19 protein-coding genes are annotated in these 20,466 nt (G+C 72.1%); 13 read left to right on the forward strand and 6 right to left on the reverse strand.

What is annotated here, in order from left to right; all coding sequences use genetic code 11:
* Positions 1 to 260 (forward strand): cytochrome c oxidase subunit 3 (locus tag D7W82_RS28220; protein ID WP_199727844.1); only part of this gene is annotated, 260 nt, incomplete at its 5' end.
* A gap of 11 nt (positions 261 to 271) precedes the next feature.
* Positions 272 to 676, forward strand: coding sequence for a cytochrome C oxidase subunit IV family protein (locus D7W82_RS28225; RefSeq protein ID WP_233587981.1), 405 nt, complete (start codon positions 272 to 274; stop codon positions 674 to 676).
* 3 nt (positions 677 to 679) lie between these two features.
* On the opposite strand, the gene D7W82_RS28230 is transcribed toward D7W82_RS28225, so the two are convergent.
* Positions 680 to 2,011 (reverse strand): DUF2254 domain-containing protein, encoded by a 1,332-nt coding sequence (locus D7W82_RS28230; protein WP_120621310.1) that lies wholly within the window; start codon positions 2,009 to 2,011, stop codon positions 680 to 682.
* 76 nt (positions 2,012 to 2,087) lie between these two features.
* On the reverse strand, positions 2,088 to 2,633 hold the full coding sequence (locus tag D7W82_RS28235; RefSeq protein ID WP_120621311.1) for a hypothetical protein: 546 nt from the start codon (positions 2,631 to 2,633) through the stop codon (positions 2,088 to 2,090).
* 201 nt (positions 2,634 to 2,834) lie between these two features.
* Between D7W82_RS28235 and D7W82_RS28240 the strand changes: the two genes are divergently transcribed.
* The 11 genes from D7W82_RS28240 (at position 2,835) to D7W82_RS28290 (ending at position 15,623) form a co-directional block, all read left to right on the forward strand.
* On the forward strand, positions 2,835 to 3,962 hold the full coding sequence (locus D7W82_RS28240; protein WP_120621312.1) for an enolase C-terminal domain-like protein: 1,128 nt from the start codon (positions 2,835 to 2,837) through the stop codon (positions 3,960 to 3,962).
* Positions 3,959 to 7,000: an FAD-binding and (Fe-S)-binding domain-containing protein gene (locus D7W82_RS28245; RefSeq protein WP_120621313.1), complete on the forward strand. Its 3,042-nt coding sequence runs from the start codon at positions 3,959 to 3,961 to the stop codon at positions 6,998 to 7,000. Before D7W82_RS28240 ends, D7W82_RS28245 begins: the two co-directional genes overlap by 4 nt.
* A gap of 77 nt (positions 7,001 to 7,077) precedes the next feature.
* A complete protein-coding gene (locus D7W82_RS28250; protein ID WP_120621314.1) occupies positions 7,078 to 7,959 on the forward strand; it encodes an AAA family ATPase in 882 nt (293 codons plus the stop codon).
* A gap of 145 nt (positions 7,960 to 8,104) precedes the next feature.
* Entirely contained in the window at positions 8,105 to 10,387 is a 2,283-nt protein-coding gene (gene mbhE / locus D7W82_RS28255) for a hydrogen gas-evolving membrane-bound hydrogenase subunit E (RefSeq protein ID WP_120621315.1), read from the forward strand.
* Positions 10,388 to 10,391: 4 nt separating this feature from the next.
* Positions 10,392 to 10,835 (forward strand): MnhB domain-containing protein, encoded by a 444-nt coding sequence (locus D7W82_RS28260; protein WP_120621316.1) that lies wholly within the window; start codon positions 10,392 to 10,394, stop codon positions 10,833 to 10,835.
* Positions 10,832 to 11,200, forward strand: coding sequence for a sodium:proton antiporter (locus D7W82_RS28265; protein ID WP_120621317.1), 369 nt, complete (start codon positions 10,832 to 10,834; stop codon positions 11,198 to 11,200). The genes D7W82_RS28260 and D7W82_RS28265 overlap by 4 nt, the downstream gene beginning before the upstream one ends.
* On the forward strand, positions 11,200 to 12,567 hold the full coding sequence (locus D7W82_RS28270) for a complex I subunit 5 family protein (RefSeq protein ID WP_120621318.1): 1,368 nt from the start codon (positions 11,200 to 11,202) through the stop codon (positions 12,565 to 12,567). Before D7W82_RS28265 ends, D7W82_RS28270 begins: the two co-directional genes overlap by 1 nt.
* Positions 12,564 to 13,061 carry a Na+/H+ antiporter subunit E gene (locus D7W82_RS28275; protein ID WP_120621319.1) on the forward strand — a complete coding sequence of 166 codons (498 nt, stop codon included), beginning with the start codon at positions 12,564 to 12,566 and terminating at the stop codon, positions 13,059 to 13,061. Before D7W82_RS28270 ends, D7W82_RS28275 begins: the two co-directional genes overlap by 4 nt.
* A gap of 15 nt (positions 13,062 to 13,076) precedes the next feature.
* Positions 13,077 to 13,364, forward strand: a complete 288-nt coding sequence (locus D7W82_RS28280; protein WP_120621320.1) for a monovalent cation/H+ antiporter complex subunit F — start codon at positions 13,077 to 13,079, stop codon at positions 13,362 to 13,364.
* On the forward strand, positions 13,361 to 13,699 hold the full coding sequence (locus D7W82_RS28285) for a monovalent cation/H(+) antiporter subunit G (RefSeq protein WP_120621321.1): 339 nt from the start codon (positions 13,361 to 13,363) through the stop codon (positions 13,697 to 13,699). Before D7W82_RS28280 ends, D7W82_RS28285 begins: the two co-directional genes overlap by 4 nt.
* A gap of 130 nt (positions 13,700 to 13,829) precedes the next feature.
* Positions 13,830 to 15,623 carry a thiamine pyrophosphate-requiring protein gene (locus D7W82_RS28290; protein WP_120621322.1) on the forward strand — a complete coding sequence of 598 codons (1,794 nt, stop codon included), beginning with the start codon at positions 13,830 to 13,832 and terminating at the stop codon, positions 15,621 to 15,623.
* 18 nt (positions 15,624 to 15,641) lie between these two features.
* On the opposite strand, the gene D7W82_RS28295 is transcribed toward D7W82_RS28290, so the two are convergent.
* The 4 genes from D7W82_RS28295 to D7W82_RS28310 all read right to left on the reverse strand — a co-directional run bounded on the left by D7W82_RS28295 (position 15,642) and on the right by D7W82_RS28310 (position 20,436).
* Positions 15,642 to 18,044, reverse strand: a complete 2,403-nt coding sequence (locus D7W82_RS28295) for an ADOP family duplicated permease (protein WP_120621323.1) — start codon at positions 18,042 to 18,044, stop codon at positions 15,642 to 15,644.
* Between the two features lie 78 nt (positions 18,045 to 18,122).
* Positions 18,123 to 18,638, reverse strand: coding sequence for a hypothetical protein (locus D7W82_RS28300; RefSeq protein ID WP_147439595.1), 516 nt, complete (start codon positions 18,636 to 18,638; stop codon positions 18,123 to 18,125).
* A 3-nt stretch (positions 18,639 to 18,641) separates the two neighbouring features.
* Entirely contained in the window at positions 18,642 to 19,580 is a 939-nt protein-coding gene (locus D7W82_RS28305; RefSeq protein WP_120621325.1) for a proline dehydrogenase family protein, read from the reverse strand.
* Between the two features lie 37 nt (positions 19,581 to 19,617).
* Positions 19,618 to 20,436: an alpha/beta fold hydrolase gene (locus D7W82_RS28310; protein WP_233587982.1), complete on the reverse strand. Its 819-nt coding sequence runs from the start codon at positions 20,434 to 20,436 to the stop codon at positions 19,618 to 19,620.
* Between the last annotated feature and the right edge of the window lie 30 nt (positions 20,437 to 20,466).

The raw sequence follows: 20,466 nt of genomic DNA on the forward strand, positions 1-20,466 counted from the left end.
GGTTGCCGGGGGAGGCGTACCGGTTCACGGAGGTGCCGCGCGTGGGCGCGAGCCTCTTCTTCACGCTGTACTACCTGCTGACAGGTATCCACGCGCTGCACGTGACGGTGGGGGTGAGCGTGCTGACGGTGCTGGGCGTGCGGTCCGCGGCGGGGACGTTTGGCGCGGGGTACGCGACGCCGGTGGAGCTGGGCGGCATGTACTGGCACCTGGTGGATGTCATCTGGTTGTTCGTCTATCCCATACTGTACCTGTCATGAGGAGCGGGCCCGTGACCGAGGACGCGGTGGAGAAGCCGGAGCGTCAGCTGGGGGTGGCCGGCGTGCTGGTCGTGGGCGCGGTGCTGCTCACGTTGACGGCGCTGACGTACGGGCTGCACAAGCTGCCGCATGGAGCGTGGTCGCTGCCGGTGGCGCTGCTCATCGCGGGAGCGAAGGGGCTGCTGATTGCCCTGTTCTACATGCACCTGCGCGAGCAGCGCGCGAGCAACGGGCTGGTGCTGCTCACGTCGGTGGTGTTCGTGGCGGTGCTGCTGACGGTGTGCCTGTTGGAGACGCGCACGCGCTTCCGCCCCACGATTCCACCGGGCCCGTTCCCGGTGGAGGCGCTGCCGGGAGCGATGGAGGACCCGAGGAGCGCGAGGCCACCGGAGCCCGAGGGGCCGCTGAATCCGTAGGGCTCAGCGCGGGCCGTGGCCCTGGGCGCTGGGGCGGCGGGCCATGGCGGCGTCGCGTTCGTCCTGGAAGGACCGGTCGATGCTGGCGTCCAGCAGGCGCAGCTGCCGCTCCAGCTCCTCGCGCCGGAAGGGCGGGGCCACGCTGAGCAGGTCCTGCACCAGGAAGCGCAGCCGCCGGGCGACCTGGAGGTCCCCCGCGCCGAAGAGGCGGATCTCATCCACGGAGAGCCGCACGTAGGCGTCCCAGTCCGGCCGGGGACACAGCAGCCGGAGCGCGCCGGTGTCGTCCTGGCGTGACGGGGACGGGAAGCGGCGGTGCACCATGCGGCGCAGCAGGTCGTGGAGCGGGTCGATGGCCTGCACCGCCGTGGTGGGGTCGTTGATGCCGGCGGAGAGGGCCCGCTCCGCCACGTCCACGAGCTGGCGGAAGCCGAAGGCGGTGTCCTGCTGGAGCGTGCGCTCCCGCCCCGTGCCCACCGCGTCCGTGAGGGCCTTCACGTCGAGCTCCGCGCCGTCGCCCCAGACCTCGAAGAGCGGCGCGCCGTGCGGCACGAAGTCGCCCATCATCGGCACCAGCCCCACCAGCACGCCGGCCTTCTTCGCGCAGGCCATCAGCCGCTCCTCGTCCACGGTGACGAGCACGCCGGAGGCGCCCCCGTGGGGCACCACCAGCGACGGCGGGGCCTGGGGCCGCTGGAGGGCCGGGTCGTGCGCGTCCTGTCCCACGCCCTCCGGGTACATCCGCTCCAGCGTGGCGTACGTCTCATCCCGGATGCGGCCCAGGATGACCACGGCGCGGATGGACTGGGCGACGTGGTGGATGAAGAAGATGAACGCCCCCACGCACGCGAGCACCAGCACCAGCGCCAACCAGACGGACAACGACGGCACGTGGGCCTGGATGTGCAGCTCCTCGGAGGTGCCCCGCACGCTCCGCAGGGTCAGCAGGGCGTAGACGAAGGTGCCCACGAAGATGCCCAGGGTGAGCTGGCTCTGCCGGTCGCTCAGGAACGTGCGCAGGATGCGCGGCGAGTACTGGTTGCTGGCCTGCTGTAGCACGAGGATGGTGACGGAGAAGACCAGGCCGGAGAACGTCATCATCGACGAGGCCACGGCGCTGAGCACCGAGCGCGCCCCCTCCGGTCCGCCGCGGAAGAGGTACCAGGCGGACTCCCTCTGCACGAGGCGCGCGTCGAGCGCCTCGGCACCGGAGGACAGGGCGACGGCCACCGCCACGCAGAGGGCGGGGAGCAGCCAGTAGCTCGTGCCCAGCTTCTCCGCGAGGCGTGTGGTGCGCAGCCGGGTGAGGGCGCGCGGGACCGCTCCTTGGCTCATGAGAGGACGATATGCACGCCGGGCGTCCGTCACGCGCGAGGAGCTGCTGCCTGCCTGGCGGCTTGGGATGCGCGGCTCAGGCCGCTGGCTTCAAGAGCTGGAGTTGGCGCCGCAGCCGGTCCACGCGGGTGAGGACGTCGCGTGCGGCGGGCAACGTGCCGAGCGCCGCGCCGAACGCGATGTGCAGGAGGAACAGCATCGCGGAAGGGGCTTCGCGTGAGAGCGGTGGCGACGCGAACGGAATCATCAGCCGGGTCATCACGGCCCACAGGCCCATTCCGTAGAGGACCCCCAGGCAGAGCGCCGCGACGGCGGTTCCCCGGCGTGGCAGCAGGAGCGCGAAGCCCGTGGCCAGTCCGCCCGCCACGCTGAAGTGGATGAACAGGCCGAGCAACACGGCGAAGACCCCGTGGGCCCCGCCCCCGCGGAAGAACAGCCCCGACACGAGGAGCGCTGGCTTCCAGGGCTCGCCGTGAAGCACGCCCGAGAACGCGCAGGCGAGCACCGCCATCGCGAAGGCGCCCAGCGTTCCCGCGAGTGCGCCGGGGAGCACGGCATCACGCACGAAGTGCCAGGACTCCACCGCCGCGTCCACTGTTCGGGTCCGCTTCCGCTTGTGCATGTCCAGCCTCCCGAGCAGCCCCTCCAGCGAGGAGCTGGAGCTCCTTCTCCAAGCTAGGACCGGCCCGTCGTCTGTGTTCACGGAGCGCCCGGTGGATGTCCCGGACAGCGTGCATGCGAGAGGTCCCCCCGTGCCGCCATCCCGCACCCAGCGCCTAGCTTCACCGTGAACCCGTCAGGCCCTTGAGCCCGAAGGAACACGATGCCCGCGTCCCCCCGCCATGACAGCGCAGCCGCGCCCATCGAGCGGGCCGACGTCTCCGCGTACACCGTGCCCACGGACCAGCCGGAGTCCGACGGCACCTTCGCCTGGACGTCCACCACGCTGCTGCTCGTGGAGCCGGTGGCCGGGGGGCAGCGCGGACTGGGCTACACGTACGCGCCCGCGGCCGGCGCCGCGTTGATCCGCGACATGCTCGTTCCGCTGCTCGTGGGCGCGGATGCCTGGGACCTCCCGGCGCGGATGGCGTCGCTCCTGCACCGGGTGCGAAATGCGGGCTCGCGCGGCCTCGCGGCCCGAGCGCTGTCCGCCGTGGACACCTCACTCTGGGACCTGAAGGCGAAGCTGCTGGGCGTGCCGCTCGCCCGGCTGTTCGGCATGTCCCGCTCCGCCGCGCCTGTCTACGGCAGCGGCGGCTTCACCAGCTACACGGACCGGCAACTCCAGACGCAGCTCACGGACTGGGCGGACGCGGGCATCCCTCGCGTGAAGATGAAGGTGGGCACCCATGCGGACGCTGACCCCGCTCGAGTTCGCGGCGCGCGCGAGGCCCTGGGACCCGGGCCCTCCCTCTTCGTGGACGCCAATGGCGCGTACACCGTGAAGCAGGCGCTGGCGTTGGCGCGGGACTTCCGCGAGGCCGGCGTGTCCTGGTTCGAGGAGCCCGTCTCCAGCGACGACCTGGCCGGCCTGCGCCGCGTGCGCGACGGCGGGCCCTCGGGCCTGGAAGTCGCCGCGGGCGAGTACGGCGACAGCGGCCCGTACTTCCTCCGCATGCTGGAGGCAGGCGCGGTGGACGTGCTCCAGGCGGATGCCACGCGGTGCCTGGGCTTCACCGGCTTCCTCCAGGCGGACGCGCTGGCGGAGGCCTTCCACGTCCCCCTGTCCGCGCACTGCGCTCCGGCCCTGCACCTGCACGTGGCCTGCGCCGCGCGGCGGTTGGTGCACGTGGAGTACTTCCACGACCACGCGCGGCTGGAGCGGATGCTCTTCGACGGCGTCTCGTCGCCCGTGGATGGCGCGATGGCGCCGGACCTGTCCCGGCCCGGACTCGGGCTGGAGCTCAAACGGGCGGACGCCGCCCGCTTCGCCGTGGGGACCTCTACATGACAACGACCTTCCTGGACACCCTGCGCCACGTGCGCCGCCCCCGTGCCGCCGCCTCGCGCGGGCGGAGGGCCGTGGACGTCGCGGGCCTGGAGCAGGCGCTGCGCCGCCGGCTGCGAGGCGACGTGCGCTTCGACGCGGGCGAACGTGCGCTGTACGCCACGGATGCGTCCAACTACCGGCAGGTGCCGCTGGGCGTGGTGTGCCCACGCACCGTGGAGGACGTGGTGGAGACGGTGCGCCTGTGCCGGAGGTTCGGCGCGCCCCTGACGTCCCGGGGCGGCGGCACCGCGCTCGCGGGCCAGACGTGCAACGTGGCGGTGGTGCAGGACTTCTCCCGGCACCTGGACCGCGTGCTGCACATCGACCCCGAGCGGCGGCTCGCCCGCGTGCAGCCCGGCACGGTGCTGGACGTGCTCCGCACGGAAGCCGTGAAGCGTCACGGCCTCACCTTCGGCCCGGACCCCGCCACCCACAACCGCTGCACGCTGGGCGGAATGCTCGGCAACAACTCCTGCGGCGTGCACGCGCAGATGGCCGGCCGCGTGGAGGACAACACCGAGTCCCTGGACGTCCTCACCTACGACGGCGTGCGCCTGCGCGTGGGCCGCACGTCCGACGCGGAGCTGGAGCGCCTGATGCGCGAGCCCGGCCGTGTGGGCGAGCTCTACCGGGGCATGAGGGCGCTGCGCGACCGCTACGCCGACCGCATCCGCGCCAGATATCCGCGCATCCCCCGCCGCGTGTCCGGCTTCAACCTGGACGAGCTGCTCCCGGAGAACGGCTTCCACGTCGCGCGCGCCCTGGTGGGCACCGAGGGCACCTGCGTCACGGTGCTGGAGGCCACGCTGAACCTGGTGCCGGAGCCGAAGGCCCGCTCACTGCTGGTGCTGGGCTACCCGGACGTGTTCCGCGCCGGGGACGACGTCCCGGAGGTGGTGGACGCGGGGCCCATCGGCCTGGAGGGAATGGACGCGAAGCTCATCGACGGGATGAAGCGCAAGCACCTGCACGTGGAGGACCTGCCGCTGCTGCCGGAAGGCGGGGGCTGGCTGGTGGTGGAGTTCGGCGGGGACTCCAAGGCGGAGTCGGACGGGAAGGCGCACGCGCTGATGGACCGGCTGGTGGCGAGGGGACACGCGCCGTCCATGTGCCTCTACGACGACAAGGCGCAGGAGGCGCTCATCTGGGAGGTGCGCGAGTCCGGCCTGGGCGCCACGGCGTTCATCCCGGGAGAGCCGGACGGATGGCCGGGGTGGGAGGACTCAGCGGTGCCGCCGGAGCGCATGGGCCTGTACCTGCGGGACTTCCGAGGGCTGCTGGACCGCTTCGGCTATGAGGCCTCGCTCTACGGCCACTTCGGCCAGGGCTGCCTGCACTGCCGCATCAGCTTCGAGCTGCGCACGCGCGAAGGCATCGCCCACTACCGCCGCTTCGTGGAGGAGGCGGCGGACCTGGTGGTGCGTCACGGAGGCTCGCTGTCCGGCGAGCACGGCGACGGCCAGTCCCGCGCGGAGCTGCTGCCGAAGATGTTCGGCGAGGACCTGGTGCGCGCCTTCGGAGAGTTCAAGCGGCTGTGGGACCCGGAGGGCGGGATGAACCCGCACAAGGTGGTGGACCCGTACCGGCTGGACGAGAACCTGCGCCTGGGCACGCGCTACGCCCCCGCCGAGCCGCGCACGCACTTCCAGTTCCCGGAGGACCAGGGCAGCTTCTCGCGCGCCACCACGCGCTGCGTGGGCGTGGGCAAGTGCCGCCGCACCGAAGGCGGCACCATGTGCCCCAGCTACATGGTGACGCACGAGGAGAAGCACTCCACGCGAGGCCGCGCGCACCTGCTCTTCGAGATGCTGCGCGGCGACGTGGTGGGGAAGGGCTGGAGGAGCCCGCACGTGAAGGAGGCGCTGGACCTGTGCCTGGCGTGCAAGGGCTGCAAGTCCGACTGCCCGGTGAACGTGGACATGGCCACGTACAAGGCGGAGTTCCTCAGCCACCACTACCACGGCCGGCTGCGTCCCCGGCAGGCGTATGCCTTTGGTCTGGTGATGTTCTGGGCGCGCCTGGGCGGACGCGTGCCGTGGCTGGCGAACCTCGTCACGCACGCGCCGGGGCTGCGGACGCTGGCGAAGGCGGTCGCGGGCGTGCATCCCGCGCGGGAGATTCCCCGCTTCGGCGCGACGCCCTTCCAGCGGCGCGTGCGCGGCCGGCGCGTGAGGGTGGGACCCCGAGGCCCGGTGGTGCTCTTCCCGGACACCTTCAACAACTTCTTCCAGGCGGACACGGCCTCCGCGGCGCTGGAGGTGCTGGAGGCGGCGGGCTTCGAGGTGCGCGTGCCCCAGGGCTTCGTCTGCTGCGGCCGGCCGCTCTACGACTACGGGATGCTGGACACGGCGAAGGCGCTGCTGCGGCACACATTGGCGCGCTTCCGCGAGGAGATCCGCGCAGGCCTCCCCTTCGTGCTGCTGGAGCCCAGCTGCGCGGCGGTCTTCCGCGACGAACTGCTCAACCTCTTCCCGCACGACGAGGACGCGAAGCGGCTGGCGGCGCAGACGTATGTGTTGAGCGAGCTGTTGCAGAAGCGGGCGCCGGACTTCGAGGTCCCGAGGCTGGAGGGGAGGGCGCTGGTGCAGGGGCACTGTCATCACCAGGCGGTGATGAAGTTTCACGATGAGCGGAAGTGGTTGGACCGCACGGGGTTGGACTGGGAGAAGCCGGACTCGGGCTGCTGCGGCATGGCGGGCTCGTTCGGCTACGAGCGCGACAAGTACGGCGTGTCGCAGGCCTGCGGCGAAAGGGTCATCCTCCCGAAGGTGCGAGGGGCGTCCGGGGACACGCTGCTCATCGCGGACGGGTTCAGCTGCCGGGAGCAGATACGCCAGGCCACGGGGCGCAAGCCGCTGCACCTGGCGCAGGTGCTCCAGAAGGCGCTGCGGCGGGGCGAGGACGCGCCGGAGGCAGCCCCTGCCCGGCCCGCCCTGTCCCCGGCCCTGGTGGTGGGCGGGGTGTTGATGGCGGCGGGTCTGGTCTCCTGGAGGGCCTGATGGACACCCTCCGTTGGGACATGGGTCCGAGGGGAGCCATGGACGGCCCCTGGGGGGAGGCCGTTAGGCTTCCGGCCGTGATTGCCTCCGTCCGCTTCGAGCACTACCGGTGCCTGCTTCGCGTGCAGCTCGCCTTGGAGCCATTGACCGTCCTGGTGGGACCCTCGGCGTCTGGGAAGACCGCCATGCTGGAGGGGCTCCAGCACCAGCTCGCGTACGAGCCTTCGGACTTCTGGCGGCGGGATGAGTCCCGCCCGCTCTCCATCGAATGGACGTACGTGCACGGCGACCGCACGCGCGTGGAGTATCCGTTCAGCGTGATGGACACCTTGCCCGGCCAGGGGCACTCCACGCAGCAGCTGTCGCTGAGCATGGAGGCGCTGCGCGGAGCAGGCTCGTCCGCGAAGGCGACGTGGCTGGAGCGCAAGGGCGGCAACCTCGCGAGCGTCTTCGCGGCGCTGCCCATGTCCACGCGGGACGTCATCTCCCAGGAGCTGGCCCGGCGGGTGCCGTCGCTGTCGGAGGTGGACGTGGCGCGCGACCTGGAGGACCGCTCCTTCCGGCTGCGCTTCCGCGACCGCTGGAGTCCGGACGTCTGGTTCGGCCCCGACTACGTGTCGGACGGGGTGCTGTGGCTGCTCGCGTTCCTGGTGCTGCCCTACCAGCGCCCGTTGCCGGAGCTGCTCACGCTGGACGAGCCGGAGCGCGCCCTGCACCCGGGCCTGGTGCGCGAGGTGCTGGAGCTGCTGCGCGCCATGACGCGAGGCGAGTCCACGGGAGGCACGCCGGTGCAGGTGGTGCTGGCCACGCACTCGCCGGACCTGCTGGAGCACGTGCGCCCGGAAGAGGTGCGCCTGTTGTCACGAGAGCCGGCGGACGGCTCCGTGCGCGTGAGCCCCGTGCCCGCCACCGCGCTCCACTGGCGGCGCGAGTGCCGGGAGCTGCTGGACACGCTGTAGCACCGGGCCTTCGAAGCAGGCCGGGCAGTGTCCACCAGCGCACGGCCCCGGCTCCACGAGTGACCTTGGGGTGACGCTCCGCGCGGAGCGCTGACGGTTGTGTGCCTGCGTCCGCGGGCCACTCCTAACGTGGGCCTCTTCGCCCATGCCCCTCCTCCTGCCCATCCTCCTGGCCCTGGCGTGCGCGCCCCTCGCCTATGTCGCGGGCCGGTGGCGCCCGGGCGCCGCGGCGTGGATGGGCGCCCTGGGCGCGCTCGCCGCGATGGGGGCGCTGGTCCATGAATGGACGACGCAGGCGCCCACGCGCCTCGTGCTCCCCTGGGCCCCCTCCTGGGGCCTGTCGCTGGAGTTCACGCGCGACGGCCTGTCCGGCCTCTATGCCGCGATGGCGCTCGGCATCGGCGCGCTCGTGGTCCTGTACTCGCGCGCGTACATGCCGCACCACCTCCATGAGGAGGGCCGCCCCGCGCGCGACGAGGTGCGCTTCCAGGGGCTCCTCCTCGCCTTCATGGCCGCCATGGTGCTGCTCGTCACCGTGGATGACCTGCTGCTGCTCTTCGTGGCGCTGGACCTCACCACCATCATCTCCTACCTGCTCATCGGCTTCGACCGCGAGGACCCCGAGTCGCGCGCCGCCGCGCTCCTGTCGCTCGTGCTCACCGGCGCCACCTCCGTCGTCTTCTTCGCGGGCGCCATGACGCTGGGCCTCCAGTACGGCACCTTCTCCCTGCCGCTCGTCTTCGAGCGCGCCGCGCTGTCCCCCGCGTCCACCGGCGCCCTGGTGTGTCTGGCCGTGGGCGCGCTGGGCAAGAGCGCGCAGGTGCCGTTCCACTTCTGGCTGCCTCGCGCCATGGCCGCGCCCACGCCAGTGTCCTCGTACCTGCACTCGGCCGCGATGGTCGCCGCGGGCGTCTTCCTCCTCCAGCGCCTCTACCCCCTGTTCGCCCCGGCCACGGACGTGCGGCACGGCCTGCTCGCCATCGGCTTCCTGTCCATGGGCATGGGCAGCCTGATGGCCCTGGTGGCGGATCCGTTCAAGCGCGTGCTCGCGTACTCCACCATCGCGCAGTACGGCTACGCGCTGGTGCTGGTGGCGCTGGGCTCCGAAGGCGCGCCGCTCTACGTGGCCGCCCACGCGCCGTGCAAGGCCGCCCTCTTCCTCACCGCGGGCGCCGTCACCCAGGTCACCGGGAAGAAGAAGCTGTCCGAGGTCGGAGGCCTGCGCCACTCGCTCCCCGTGCTCGCGGGCGCCAGCGCCGTCGCGGCGGCGGGGCTCGCCGCGCTGCCCCTCACCGTGGGCTTCTTCAAGGACGAGGTCTTCTTCCACGCGCTCGCGAAGGAGGGCCCGGTGTTCATGGCGGCCGGGCTCGTGGGCGCGGGCATGACGCTCGCGTACACGCTGCGCCTGTGGTGGGGCCTCTTCGGCGGACCGCGCCAGGACGTGCCCGCGGCACCGCGCCTGCTCGTGGCCCCCGTGGCCGTGCTCGCCGCGGCCATCCTGCTGGGCGGCGTGCTGCCGGGGCTCCTGGTCGCGCCCTCCCGCGCCGCCGCGGAGGCGATGCGCGGCGAGCCCTCCACGCTGGAGCTCGCGTACCACCTGGACGCGCGCGCGGAGAACCTGCTCGCCGTGGGGGCCTGGGTCCTGGGCGCGCTGCTCTTCGCCACCCGCCGCGCGTGGACGCCCGCGCTCTCCCGCGTGCTGGAAGGCGCGTCCCACGTGGGCGCCGAGCGGGGCTACCGCCTGCTGCTGCACCAGCTGGACCGGCTGTCCACGTGGCTGCACGAGAAGGAGGTGCGCGACCTGCGCGACCGCGTGGCCTCCGTGCTGGTGCCCACGGGCCTGCTGGGCCTGGCGGTGCTGGGCGTGACGCCGCTGCGCGACCGCTTCAAGGTGGGCCCCGTGGGCTGGGCGGACATCACGCTGGTGATGGCGCTCGCCTTCGCGTCCGCCGCCGCGCTGGCCACGCTGCGCGCGAAGGGCCACCTGCGGCTGGTGCTGCTCATCTCCTGCGTGGGCTTCAGCCTGGCCATGGTGTTCGCCTTCGCCGCCGCGCCCGACGTGGCCCTCACCTCCGTGCTGGTGGAGACCACCTTCACGCTGCTCTTCGCGGGCCTGCTGGCCCTGCTCCCCCAAGGCCGCCTCCAGCGCGCCCAGGACGAGTCCCAGAAACCCCGCGGACGCGACCGCCTGGCCGCGGGCGTCGCGGGCGCGAGCGCCTTCCTCCTGAGCTGGAGCGCCCTGTCCCATCTCCACGTCGACCGCGTGGGCGCGCGCACGGTGGTGCTGGCGAAGGCCGCCCACTCGCCCAACGTCGTCGCCGCGGTGCTCACGGACTTCCGGGGCCTGGACACGGTGGGGGAGATGACCGTCGTGGTGACCGCGCTGCTGGGCGTCACCAGCCTCTTGCGCCTGAAGGGGAGGCGGTGAGGCCATGATCTCCTTCGTCCCACCCCTGTCGCGCCTCCTGCTGTGGCCGTCGTTGATCATCGCGCTGGCGTTCTGGCTGAAGGGCGGCGCGTCGGTGGGCGGCGGCTTCCCGGCCGGAGCGCTCGCGGGGCTCGCGGTGCTGCTCCAGTACGTGGTGGTGGGCCGGGACCAGACCCGGCGCTACGTGGCGGTGCGGTACGCGGCGCCGCTGGCGGGCGTGGGGCTGCTGCTGGTGGTGGGCACCGCGTTCCTGCCCGTGCTCGCGGGGTACACGCCCATGAGCCTCTTTCCCCGCCCGGACCAGCAGGAGCTGGGCGTGGGCGGGCTCCACCTGCACACCGCGCTCATCTTCGAGGGAGGCCTGATGCTCATCGTCTTCGGGCTGGTGGTCACCGTCATCGACCGCTTCGCCCTGCGCACCGGGACCCAGGAGGAGTCCGGGCCATGATCCTCATCGCGTCCCTGGTGGTGGGCCTGCTGTTCGCGTGCGGCGTGCGCATGGTGCTGGAGCGCGAGCTGGTGCGCGTGGCGTGCGGCACGGTGCTCATCACCAACTCCAGCGTCCTGCTCATCCTCGCGGGCTCCTTCCCGGAGCGGGGCGAGGCGCTGAGCGTGCAGCCCGGCTGGCCGGTGACGGATCCGGTGCTCCAGTCGCTGGCGCTCACGGCCATCGTCATCGGCTTCGCGGTGTCCGCGCTGCTGCTCACGCTGGTGCACCGCACGCAGCGGGCGCACGGCTCGCTGCGCACGGACCGGCTGGTGGAGGCGGAGCTCAAGCGCGTGCACGCCGTGGAGAAGGAGGAGGACCGCTGATGCCGCTCTGGGGGCCGCTGCTCCTGCCGTGGGTGCTGGGCACGGTGCTGGCGTTCCTGGACGGACGCCGCGCGTGGGTGGCGTGGCTGGCCATCGCGGGGCTCGCGGGCACGCTCGTGTGCACGGTGTGGCTGTTGCCCCAGGCCTGGAGCGCGCAGGCGCCCCAGTTCGTCACGGGGGACTGGCCGGTGGGCGTGGGCATCCGCCTGCGAGCGGATCAGCTGTCCATCGTGTTCGCGCTGGTGTCCACGGCGGTGCTGCTGGGCACGCTCGTGTACGAGCACGTGGCGGGGGGCATCACGTCGCGCAGCTTCCCCGCGCTGGTGGTCTTCATGGGCGCGGGGCTCACGGGGGTGTTCTTCACGTCGGACGCGTTCAACTTCTACGTCTTCTTCGAGCTGGCGATGACCGCCGCGTTCGGGCTGGCGTCGTATGGTGAGCGGGCCCGGAACCTGCGCGCCGCGTTCACCTTCGTGGTGGTGAACCTGATGGGGTCCACGCTGTTCCTCACGGCGGTGGTGATGCTGTACCTGACCACCGGCACGCTGGACATGCTGTCCATCATCGCGTGGGGACAGGCAGGGGAGCCCTTCGCGCTGCTGGTGCCGGGCACGCTGCTCTTGTGCGCGTTCGGGGTGAAGCTGGGCTTCTTCCCGTTCCACTTCTGGGCGCCCGCGGTGTACCGGGACGCGGGCCCCACGGTGGCGGCGCTGCTCGCCGGAGCGCTGGCGAACATCGGCAGCTATGGCCTGCTGCGCTTCGGCGTGGACGTGATGCCGCAGGTGCTGGCGCAGGCCCGGCCGCTGCTGGAGATACTGGGCGCGGCGAGCATCCTCTACGGCTCCGTGCTGGCGCTCTCCCGGCGGGACACGCGCGAGGTGCTCGCGTACGCGTCCATCTCGCAGGCGGGGCTCATCATCGCCGCGCTGAGTCTGGCGGGCCGGGAAGGCCTGTGCGCGGCGGTGGCGCTGGCGCTGGCGGGCTCCGTGGACAAGACGGCGCTGTTCCTGGCGCAGGACCGGGGCGGCGAGCGGGCGCGCCGCGCCTACTCGGTGGCTGCCTTCAGCACGGCGGGGGTGCCGCCCACCGCGGGCTTCTGGTCCAAGGCCTGGCTGCTGCGAGCGGCGCTGGAGCAGGGGCATGTCTGGCTCGCGGGGCTGGTGGTGCTGGCGAGCATCCTGTCGCTCCTGGCCCTCTTCCGCGCCTACCAGCGCGAGCCGTGGTTGAGGGAGGGCGCGGCCCTGCACCGGGGCACGGGCGCGGTGGTGTACGCGCTGTCCCTGGCGCTCATCGCCGCGGGCCTCTGGCCGGAGCCGCTCCTGCGCGCCGGACGCGACGCCATCCAGGGCCTGGGGACGCTGCCATGAGCCCGCGCACGCTGGTGAACATGCTGGCCCTGGCGCTGCTGTACGCGCTGATGGTGGGCAGCTTCCACCCGGTGGACCTCGCGCTGGGCGCGGTGCTGGCCCTGGGCGTGATGCGCCTGTTCCCCCTGGCCGGCCTGCCGCCGGTCCTGAGCGCTCGCGAGCACTGGCACCGCACGCTGCACCTGCCCCGCTTCGTCTGGGCCCTGGCCGTGCTGGTGACGCGCAGCTGCTTCCACGTGCTCACCATCATCTTCGGCCCCGCCGGCCGCGCGAATCACGCGGGCGTGGTGGAGGTGCCCATGGGCGAGCGCACCCCGCGCGGCGTGCAGGTGTCCTCGTGGGTCATGTCCCTGGCCCCGGGCACGGTGTTGCTGGAGCTGGACTGGAAGAAGCGCGTGATGCGCATGCACGCGCTGGACGCGTCGGAGCCGGACGAGCTCATCCGCCAGCAGGACAACTTCTACCAGCGCTACCAGCGCGCGGTGTTCCCGTAGGGAGGCGGACAGGCGATGCACGAGACCTTCTTCACCCTGGCCATCGTGTGGATGGTGGGCCTGCTGGGCGCGATGGTGCTGCTGGCCTCGCGTCAGCGCTCCTCGGCGGACATGCTCATGTCCGTGGACACGCTGGGGCTGGTCATCTGCGCGGTGCTGGCGCTGTACGGCGCCACCCGCGGCGAGGCCGGCTACCTGGACGCGGCCCTGGTGCTGGCCCTGCTCTCCTACGTGCAGACCGTGGCCGGCGCCCGCTTCCTGCACCACGGCCGCACCTTCCACGACGAAGAGGACTCCCGATGATGTCCGCAGGGGTGCAGTGGGTGGCCGACGCCCTGGTGGCGCTGGGCCTGCTCTTCATCACCGCCGCCATCATCGGCATGTACCGGCTGCCCTCGGTGCTCACGCGGGTGCACGCGGCGGGCGCGGTGCCCTTCGGCGGGGCGCTGGTCATCATCGGCGCCACGCTGGCGACGGAGGACGGCTGGCTCCTCATGCGAGGGCTGCTCGTCGCCGCGTTCCTGATGCTCACCATCCCCAGCTCCGCCCACGCCATCGCCTGGCTGGCGGAGAAGCGGCCGGAGCTCGCCCACGACAAGGGCCAGCGGCACGGGCCACGGAAGCCCGAGCACCTGTAGCCGCCTGCACGCAGGCCCGCCCACGGGAGGGCGGAACGGGCACCCGGATGCCCCCGGGCTCCAGGGCCCACCGCGGTCACTAGCTTGATGCACGAGGGACCTCCATCACCCCTGCCCAGGAGCCTCGCGCATGAGCGCCACCGTCAGCGACTACCTCATCTACCGCCTCATCCAGTGGGGCGTGCGCCGCCTTTATGGCTACCCGGGCGACGGCATCAACGGCCTGATGGGCGCGCTGGGGCGCAACTCCGAGATGAAGTTCGTGCAGGTCCGCCACGAGGAGATGGCCGCCTTCGCCGCCTGCGCGCACGCGAAGTTCACCGGCGAGGTGGGCGTGTGCATGGCCACCTCCGGTCCGGGCGCCGTCCACCTGCTCAACGGCCTCTACGACGCGAAGCTGGACCACCAGCCCGTGGTGGCCATCGTCGGCCAGCAGGCCCGCACGGCCCTGGGCGGCCACTACCAGCAGGAGGTGGACCTCACCACGCTCTTCAAGGACGTGGCCAGCGAGTACGTCACCATGGTGACCGCGCCCTCCGCCGTCCGCCACGCGCTGGACCGCGCCGTGAGAATCGCCCGGTGCGAGCGCACCGTGACGTGTCTGGTGTTGCCCAACGACTTGCAGGAGCTGCCCTACGAACCGCCCGCGCGCAAGCACGGCACCGTGCACTCCAGCGTGGGCTACGCATCCCCCCGGGTGATTCCCCAGGACGCGGACCTGCGCCGCGCCGCGGACGTCCTCAACGCCGGCAAGAAGGTGGCGATGCTGGTGGGCGCGGGCGCCATGAACGCCGCGGACGAGGTGCTGGAGGTCGCGGACCGGCTGGGCGCGGGCGTCGCCAAGGCGCTCCTGGGCAAGGCGGTGCTGCCGGACGCGCTGCCCTTCGTGACGGGCTCCCTCGGCCTCTTGGGCACGAAGCCCAGCTGGGACCTGATGCAGGAGTGCGACACGCTGTTGATGGTGGGGACCAGCTTCCCCTACTCGGAGTTCCTGCCACCGGAGGGCCAGGCGCGCGGCGTTCAAATCGACCTGGACGGCCGGATGCTCTCCATCCGCTACCCCATGGAGGTGGGGCTCGTCGGCGACGCGAAGGAGACGCTGCGCGCGCTGATTCCCCAGCTGAAGCGCAAGGAGGACCGGAGCTGGCGCGAGGGCGTGGAGAAGGGCGTGGCGCGCTGGTGGAAGGTGCTGGAGGCGCGCGCCATGACGGACGCGAACCCCCTCAACCCGCAGCGCGTGTTCTGGGAGCTGTCCCCGAAGCTGCCCGCGGACGTCATCCTCACGGCGGACTCGGGCAGCTCCACCAACTGGTTCGCGCGCGACCTGAAGGTGCGTCAGGGGATGATGGCGTCCCTGTCCGGCAACCTGGCCACCATGGGCTGCGGCGTGCCGTACGCCCTGGGCGCGAAGTTCGCCTTCCCGCACCGCCCGGTGCTCGCGGTGGTGGGTGACGGCGCCATGCAGATGAACGGCAACGCGGAGCTCATCACCGTGGCGAAGTACTGGAAGGAGTGGAAGGATCCGCGCCTCATCGTCCTGGTGCTCAACAACCGCGACCTGAACCAGGTGACGTGGGAGCAGCGGGTGATGACGGGCGACCCGAAGTACGCCGCGTCCCAGGACCTGCCGGACTTCCCCTACGCGAAGTACGCCGAGTCCCTGGGCCTCAAGGGCCTCCGCGTGGACCGGCCGGACCGCGTCGCCGCCGCCTGGGATGAGGCGCTGGCCGCGGACCGGCCCGTCGTCTTCGAGGCCTATACGGACCCGGACGTGCCGCCCCTGCCGCCGCACATCACCGTGGCGCAGGCGAAGATGTTCGCCTCCGCCGTCGTGAAGGGCGACGCGGACGCGGGCGGCTTCCTCAAGCAGTCCATGAAGGAAGTGGTGGAGACCCTGCTCCCCCACAAGGGCGGCAGGTCCTGACGGGGGACCCCCGGGCCCTCAAGCGTCCTGCTTGAGGGCCTCGGCCGGAGCGATGCGGGTGGCGGCGAGCGCGGGAATCCAGCTGGCCGCCAGCGCGGTGAGGAAGAGCAGCGTGGGCGCTCCCACGAAGATGAGCGGGTCGTGGGGCGTGATGCCATACAGCAGCGCGGAGAGCGCGCGGGCCAGCAGCCCCGCGCCTGGCAGCCCCACGGCGAGCCCCAGGCCGGTGAGCCACAGTCCCTGGGTCACGACCAGCCGGAGCAGTCCCCGAGGCGTCGCACCCAGCGCGCTCCGGATGCCCAGCTCCCGGGTCCGCTGCGCCACCCAGAAGGCCAGCAGGCCATACAACCCCACCGAGGCCAGGACCGCGCCCAGCAGCGCGAACGCCGCCAGCAGTCCGCCCAGCACCCGCACCCGGGCGGAGCCGGCCTCCACCACGCGCTCCAGCGGGCGGACGTTGAGCAGCCGCAGGTTCGGGTCCGCCGCGCGGACCTCCTCCTGTAGCAGCGCCAGCAACTGGGGCGCCGGCAGCGACGACTTCACCGCCAGGTTCAGGCTCTTGCGCATGTCCTGGCCCAGCGGGACGTAGAGGTCCCCGGCCGGCGCCACCGAGATGCGCTCCATGGGCACGTCCCCGACGACGCCAATGACCTCCCGGGGCGCCGCGTCCCTCTCCAACTGGAGCCGGACACCCACCGGGTTCCGGCCCGGGAGATACCGGCGCGCGAAGGCCTCGCTGACGACCACCACGGGGGGATGGTCCGCTGTGTCGCCCGCGTCCATGAGGCGGCCCTGCTTCAACGCGATGCCCATGGCCCGGAACGCGCCCGCGCTGGCCGGCACGTAGCCGGCCCGGGGAGGCATCCCGGACGGCGGAGGCATCCCCGCGACGTGGAAGCCCGCCGTCTCGCGCCAGACCTCACCGGAGAAGGGGAGGGCCGCGGTGAGCCCGGCCGCGTCCACGCCGGGGAGCGTCTCCAGCCGCGCGGTGAGCGCCTGGGCCAGGGCCGGGGCCCGGGCCTCGTCGGGGAGCTGCTCCAGCGGGAAGAACACCTCCGCGACGGTGACGCGCTCGGGCTCGAAGCCCAGCGGCACGGCCTGGAGCTTCCACAGCGTGCGCAGCATGAGCCCCGCGCCCACCAGCGGCACCAGCGCCAGGGACAGCTGCGCGACGACCAGCGCCGAGCGCGCCCAGCCCAGGGACGTCGCGCCGCGCCCGCCGCGCATCATCGGCGAGAGCACGGCCCGGGCCTCTCCGCGCGAGGCGTGGAGCGCGGGCAGCACCCCCACCAGCACCGCCGTCGCCAGCGACACGGCCGCCGCGACGCCGAGCAGGGAGGGCTCCAGCCCCGGGCCGGACACGAACCAGCCGGGAATGAAGAGGGTGAGCAGTCCCCGCCCCCAGAGCGCGAGCAGCAACCCGCCCACGCCTCCGAACGCGGCCCGGACCGCGCTCTCCACGAACACCTGCCGGACCAGCTGCCACCGGGTCGCTCCCAGCGCCAGGCGCACCGACAGCTCGTGCATCCGCGCGCTGCCCCGCGCGAGCAGCAGGTTCGCGAGGTTCGAGCACCCCAACAGCAACAGCAGCACCGCCGCCCCGGCCGCGATCCGCAGCTGGGACAGGGACTGCTCGACGAAGTACGCGTGGAGGGGCTCCACGTGCACCCCCACCCGTGGCTCGCCCGGGACGGCCTCCGCGGCGAGCGTGAGCGGAAGCAATTCCCCCCGGGCCTGCTCCAGGGAGACGCCCGGACGCATCCGGCCCACGACGCGCAGTGTGTTGCCTCCGTCGTGGAGCGCATCCAGCGCCAGGGGCTTCCACGCCTCCACCTCCGGTTCGAAGCGGAAGTCCTCCGGCAGCACGCCCACGATGACGTGCGACAGGCCGTCCAGCAGGACGCTCCGGCCCAGGACTGCGGGGTCCGCCCCATACAGCCGCTGCCACAGCGCGTGGGTCAGCACCAGCTCGCGGTCGCGGCCGGGGACCTCTCCTTCCGTCCCCCAGAGCCGCCCCAGGGCGGGCCGGACGCCCAGCAGGGGCATCAGCCCCGCGGAGGCGCGTCCCACGGTCAGCCGCGCCTCCAGCCCTGCTCCGTCCAGGAGCTGCTTCGCCACCCGCACGCCCTCGATGCCGGAGAAGCTCCGGGCCCCCTCGCGCCAGGCGTTCCACACCGGCAGGCTCACGCGGGTGCGGTCCTTGTGCGGCCCGGCCCCCGCGCCCGGCGTCGTCGCCTGGAAGAGGCGGACCAGTTGCTCCGCCTCCGGATACGGCAGGGGTTGCCAGAGCACCGGGTACACGACACTGAAGACCGCGGTGGTCGCGCCCATGGTGAGCGCGAGCGTCAACACGACGACCGCGGTGAAGAGCTTCTCCCGGGCCATCGAGCGCAACGTGCGCCGGACTTCGTGCAAGAGCATGGACCTGTCAGGGGTGGGGGACGAGGACGTGCGTGTAGCAACGAGGATGCCACGCACGGCCCTGCCCCGCCGGACGGCTCACGCGGGCCCGGCGTCTGACCGGAACTGGGAACGGTCGTCCCAGTTCCGCGAATCGGGCTCCTCCTCCTTCACCAGCCAGCGCATCGTCGCCTCTGTCACGACGCCGAACAGGGCCGTCTGCGCGAACAGCCAGACGTGCTCCGCGCGCGACCAGGTGTTCGCGAGCGCCGTCGCCTTGAACAGGGGAAACGCCGCGCGCTCGAACGCCAGCACGCCCAGGCCCAGCAGCACGCCGCTGTGCAGCAGGGTCCACTTCGAGGTGCGCACCCGCACCAGGCCCCAGCCCATCCCCAGCAGGGGCCCATAGCCCGCGCGCAGCGCGAAGGCCCACTGCGACGCCTCATGCCGGGACAGCTTCCGGCGGAACAGCCGGCTCAGCACGTGCCGCGCGATGTTGCGCGCGGCGTAGGGCGGCGGATGGCCCAGCCAGGCATTGCGCACGGTGACCAGCAATCCCAGCGCGCCGGTGCCCACGGCCCCGGAGACATAGGCCGCGGCGTATGGATTCCTCATGGCCTACCCCTTCATCAGGTTGCGCATCACGAACCACAGGTTGGCCGGACGCTCCGCCAGCCGGCGCATGAAATAGGGATACCAGTGCTTCCCATACGGGACATAGACACGCACCGGATGCCCGTCCTTCACCAGCCGCTCCTGGAGGTCGCGCCGGATGCCATACAGCATCTGGAATTCGAAGGCGCCCTTGGGCAGCTGCCGGCGCGCGGCGTATTCCAACGTGGCGTCGATCATCCGCTCATCATGCGTGGCGATGCCGTGATACACGCCGCTGTCCAACAGGATGCGCATGCAGCGCACGAAGTTCGCGTCCACGTCCTTCTTGTCCGGGAAGGCCACGTCGGGACCCTCCAGGTAGGCCCCCTTGCACAGCCGGATGCGGACGCGCTCGGCGCACAGGGCCTTCGCGTCCTCCTCCGTGCGCTTGAGGTAGCTCTGGAGCACCGCGCCCACGTGCCGCTCGCCGAACTCCGAGTGCAAATCCCGCACGATGTCCAGGGTCGTCTGCGTGACGGCGCTCTCCTCCATGTCCACGCGCACGAACGAGTCCCGCGCCGTCGCGTCCGCCACCACCGCCCGCGCGTTCTGTAGCGCCAGGCTCCGGTCGAACAGCAGACCGCACTGCGTGAGCTTCAGCGACACGTTGGCCCGCACGCCCACCTGGTCGATGCGCGCCAGCAGCCGCAGATACTGCTTCACCTCGTCGCGAGTCTCCGGAGGTGAGCGCACCGCTTCGTTGAGGTGGTCGAAGCTGGCCATCAGCCCCTTCGCCGTGAGGGCCTTCACCGCGTCCACCGCCTCCTCCAGCGTCTCGCCCGCGATGAAGCGGGACGCCAGCTGGCGAAAGGGTTTGAGCCGCGTGGCCACGTCCTTCAGGTTGGACTGACGCGACAGGAACAACAGCGCGGAGCGGGACAGCTGGTCTGCGGCCGTGGTCATGTGGATGTGTTCCCCCACGGCTAGAGATAACGCCTGCTCAGTCAGGGTGCCGCGACAGGAAGTCGGACACGCGTTCATTGAACGCTTCCGGGTGGCTCATGTACGGCAGGTGACTGGCCGTCTCCAGGAACTCCAGCCGGGCGCCCGGCACGTGCGCCGCCACGTCGCGCGCGGCGGCCGGAGGCACCAGCAGGTCCCGGCCGCCCTCGATGATGAGCGTGGGCACGCGCAGCTCCCGCAGCCGGTGCAGGAAGTCCGCGGACAGGATGTCGCGCAGCCGCCGCATCAGCTCCAGCGGCGAGATGCGCCGGGCCTCGCGGACAATCTCCGCCCGCCCCTCCGCCGGCAGCCACCGGCCCCCCATGACCCGCGCCACCGTGGGCGCGAACACATACGCCAGCGGCCGGGGCGCCCGCACCAGCGTGGACAGCGACAACGCCAGCCGCCGCACCTTGCGCACGCTGGCCACCGGCGACACCAGCACCAGCGCCTTCACCCGCTGGGGGTGCTCCAACGCATACGCGATGGACAGCAGGCTGCCGTAGGAGGACCCCATCAACGCGAAGCGCTCCGGCAGCCCCGCCTCCGGGTGGTTGAGCACCGACAGGTTCCACTGGAGCGGGGTATGCGTCGCCGGTGTCTTCAGCGGCGGCGTCCACAACAGCAGGTTCCACCCTTCCGCCAGCGGCTCCATGGGCGCGAAGGACCGGCCACTGGCGCCCAGCCCCGGAAGACAGACCACCGTGCGTGATACATCCCTGTTGCCCCCGGGGAAGGTGAACAGCCGCACCGCCGTGCCCCGGACGACGCGCTCCTCGCAGTCCAGCCGTTCATAGCCACGCTGGATGTCTTCCACGTCCGGGGCACGGCGGTGCGGCTGTTCACC

The organism is Corallococcus sp. CA049B (genome assembly GCF_003611685.1).
GTDB lineage: Bacteria > Myxococcota > Myxococcia > Myxococcales > Myxococcaceae > Corallococcus > Corallococcus coralloides.

Excerpts from the sequence above, each read along its gene's own strand:
- D7W82_RS28230 (WP_120621310.1), bottom strand. The coding sequence starts at position 2,011 with ATGAGCCAAGGAGCGGTCCCGCGCGCCCTCACCCGGCTGCGCACCACA.
- D7W82_RS28235 (WP_120621311.1), bottom strand. The coding sequence starts at position 2,633 with ATGCACAAGCGGAAGCGGACCCGAACAGTGGACGCGGCGGTGGAGTCC.
- D7W82_RS28240 (WP_120621312.1), top strand. The coding sequence starts at position 2,835 with ATGCCCGCGTCCCCCCGCCATGACAGCGCAGCCGCGCCCATCGAGCGG.
- D7W82_RS28245 (WP_120621313.1), top strand. The coding sequence starts at position 3,959 with ATGACAACGACCTTCCTGGACACCCTGCGCCACGTGCGCCGCCCCCGT.
- mbhE (WP_120621315.1), top strand. The coding sequence starts at position 8,105 with ATGCCCCTCCTCCTGCCCATCCTCCTGGCCCTGGCGTGCGCGCCCCTC.
- D7W82_RS28260 (WP_120621316.1), top strand. The coding sequence starts at position 10,392 with ATGATCTCCTTCGTCCCACCCCTGTCGCGCCTCCTGCTGTGGCCGTCG.
- D7W82_RS28265 (WP_120621317.1), top strand. The coding sequence starts at position 10,832 with ATGATCCTCATCGCGTCCCTGGTGGTGGGCCTGCTGTTCGCGTGCGGC.
- D7W82_RS28270 (WP_120621318.1), top strand. The coding sequence starts at position 11,200 with ATGCCGCTCTGGGGGCCGCTGCTCCTGCCGTGGGTGCTGGGCACGGTG.
- D7W82_RS28275 (WP_120621319.1), top strand. The coding sequence starts at position 12,564 with ATGAGCCCGCGCACGCTGGTGAACATGCTGGCCCTGGCGCTGCTGTAC.
- D7W82_RS28280 (WP_120621320.1), top strand. The coding sequence starts at position 13,077 with ATGCACGAGACCTTCTTCACCCTGGCCATCGTGTGGATGGTGGGCCTG.
- D7W82_RS28285 (WP_120621321.1), top strand. The coding sequence starts at position 13,361 with ATGATGTCCGCAGGGGTGCAGTGGGTGGCCGACGCCCTGGTGGCGCTG.
- D7W82_RS28290 (WP_120621322.1), top strand. The coding sequence starts at position 13,830 with ATGAGCGCCACCGTCAGCGACTACCTCATCTACCGCCTCATCCAGTGG.
- D7W82_RS28295 (WP_120621323.1), bottom strand. The coding sequence starts at position 18,044 with ATGCTCTTGCACGAAGTCCGGCGCACGTTGCGCTCGATGGCCCGGGAG.
- D7W82_RS28300 (WP_147439595.1), bottom strand. The coding sequence starts at position 18,638 with ATGAGGAATCCATACGCCGCGGCCTATGTCTCCGGGGCCGTGGGCACC.
- D7W82_RS28305 (WP_120621325.1), bottom strand. The coding sequence starts at position 19,580 with ATGACCACGGCCGCAGACCAGCTGTCCCGCTCCGCGCTGTTGTTCCTG.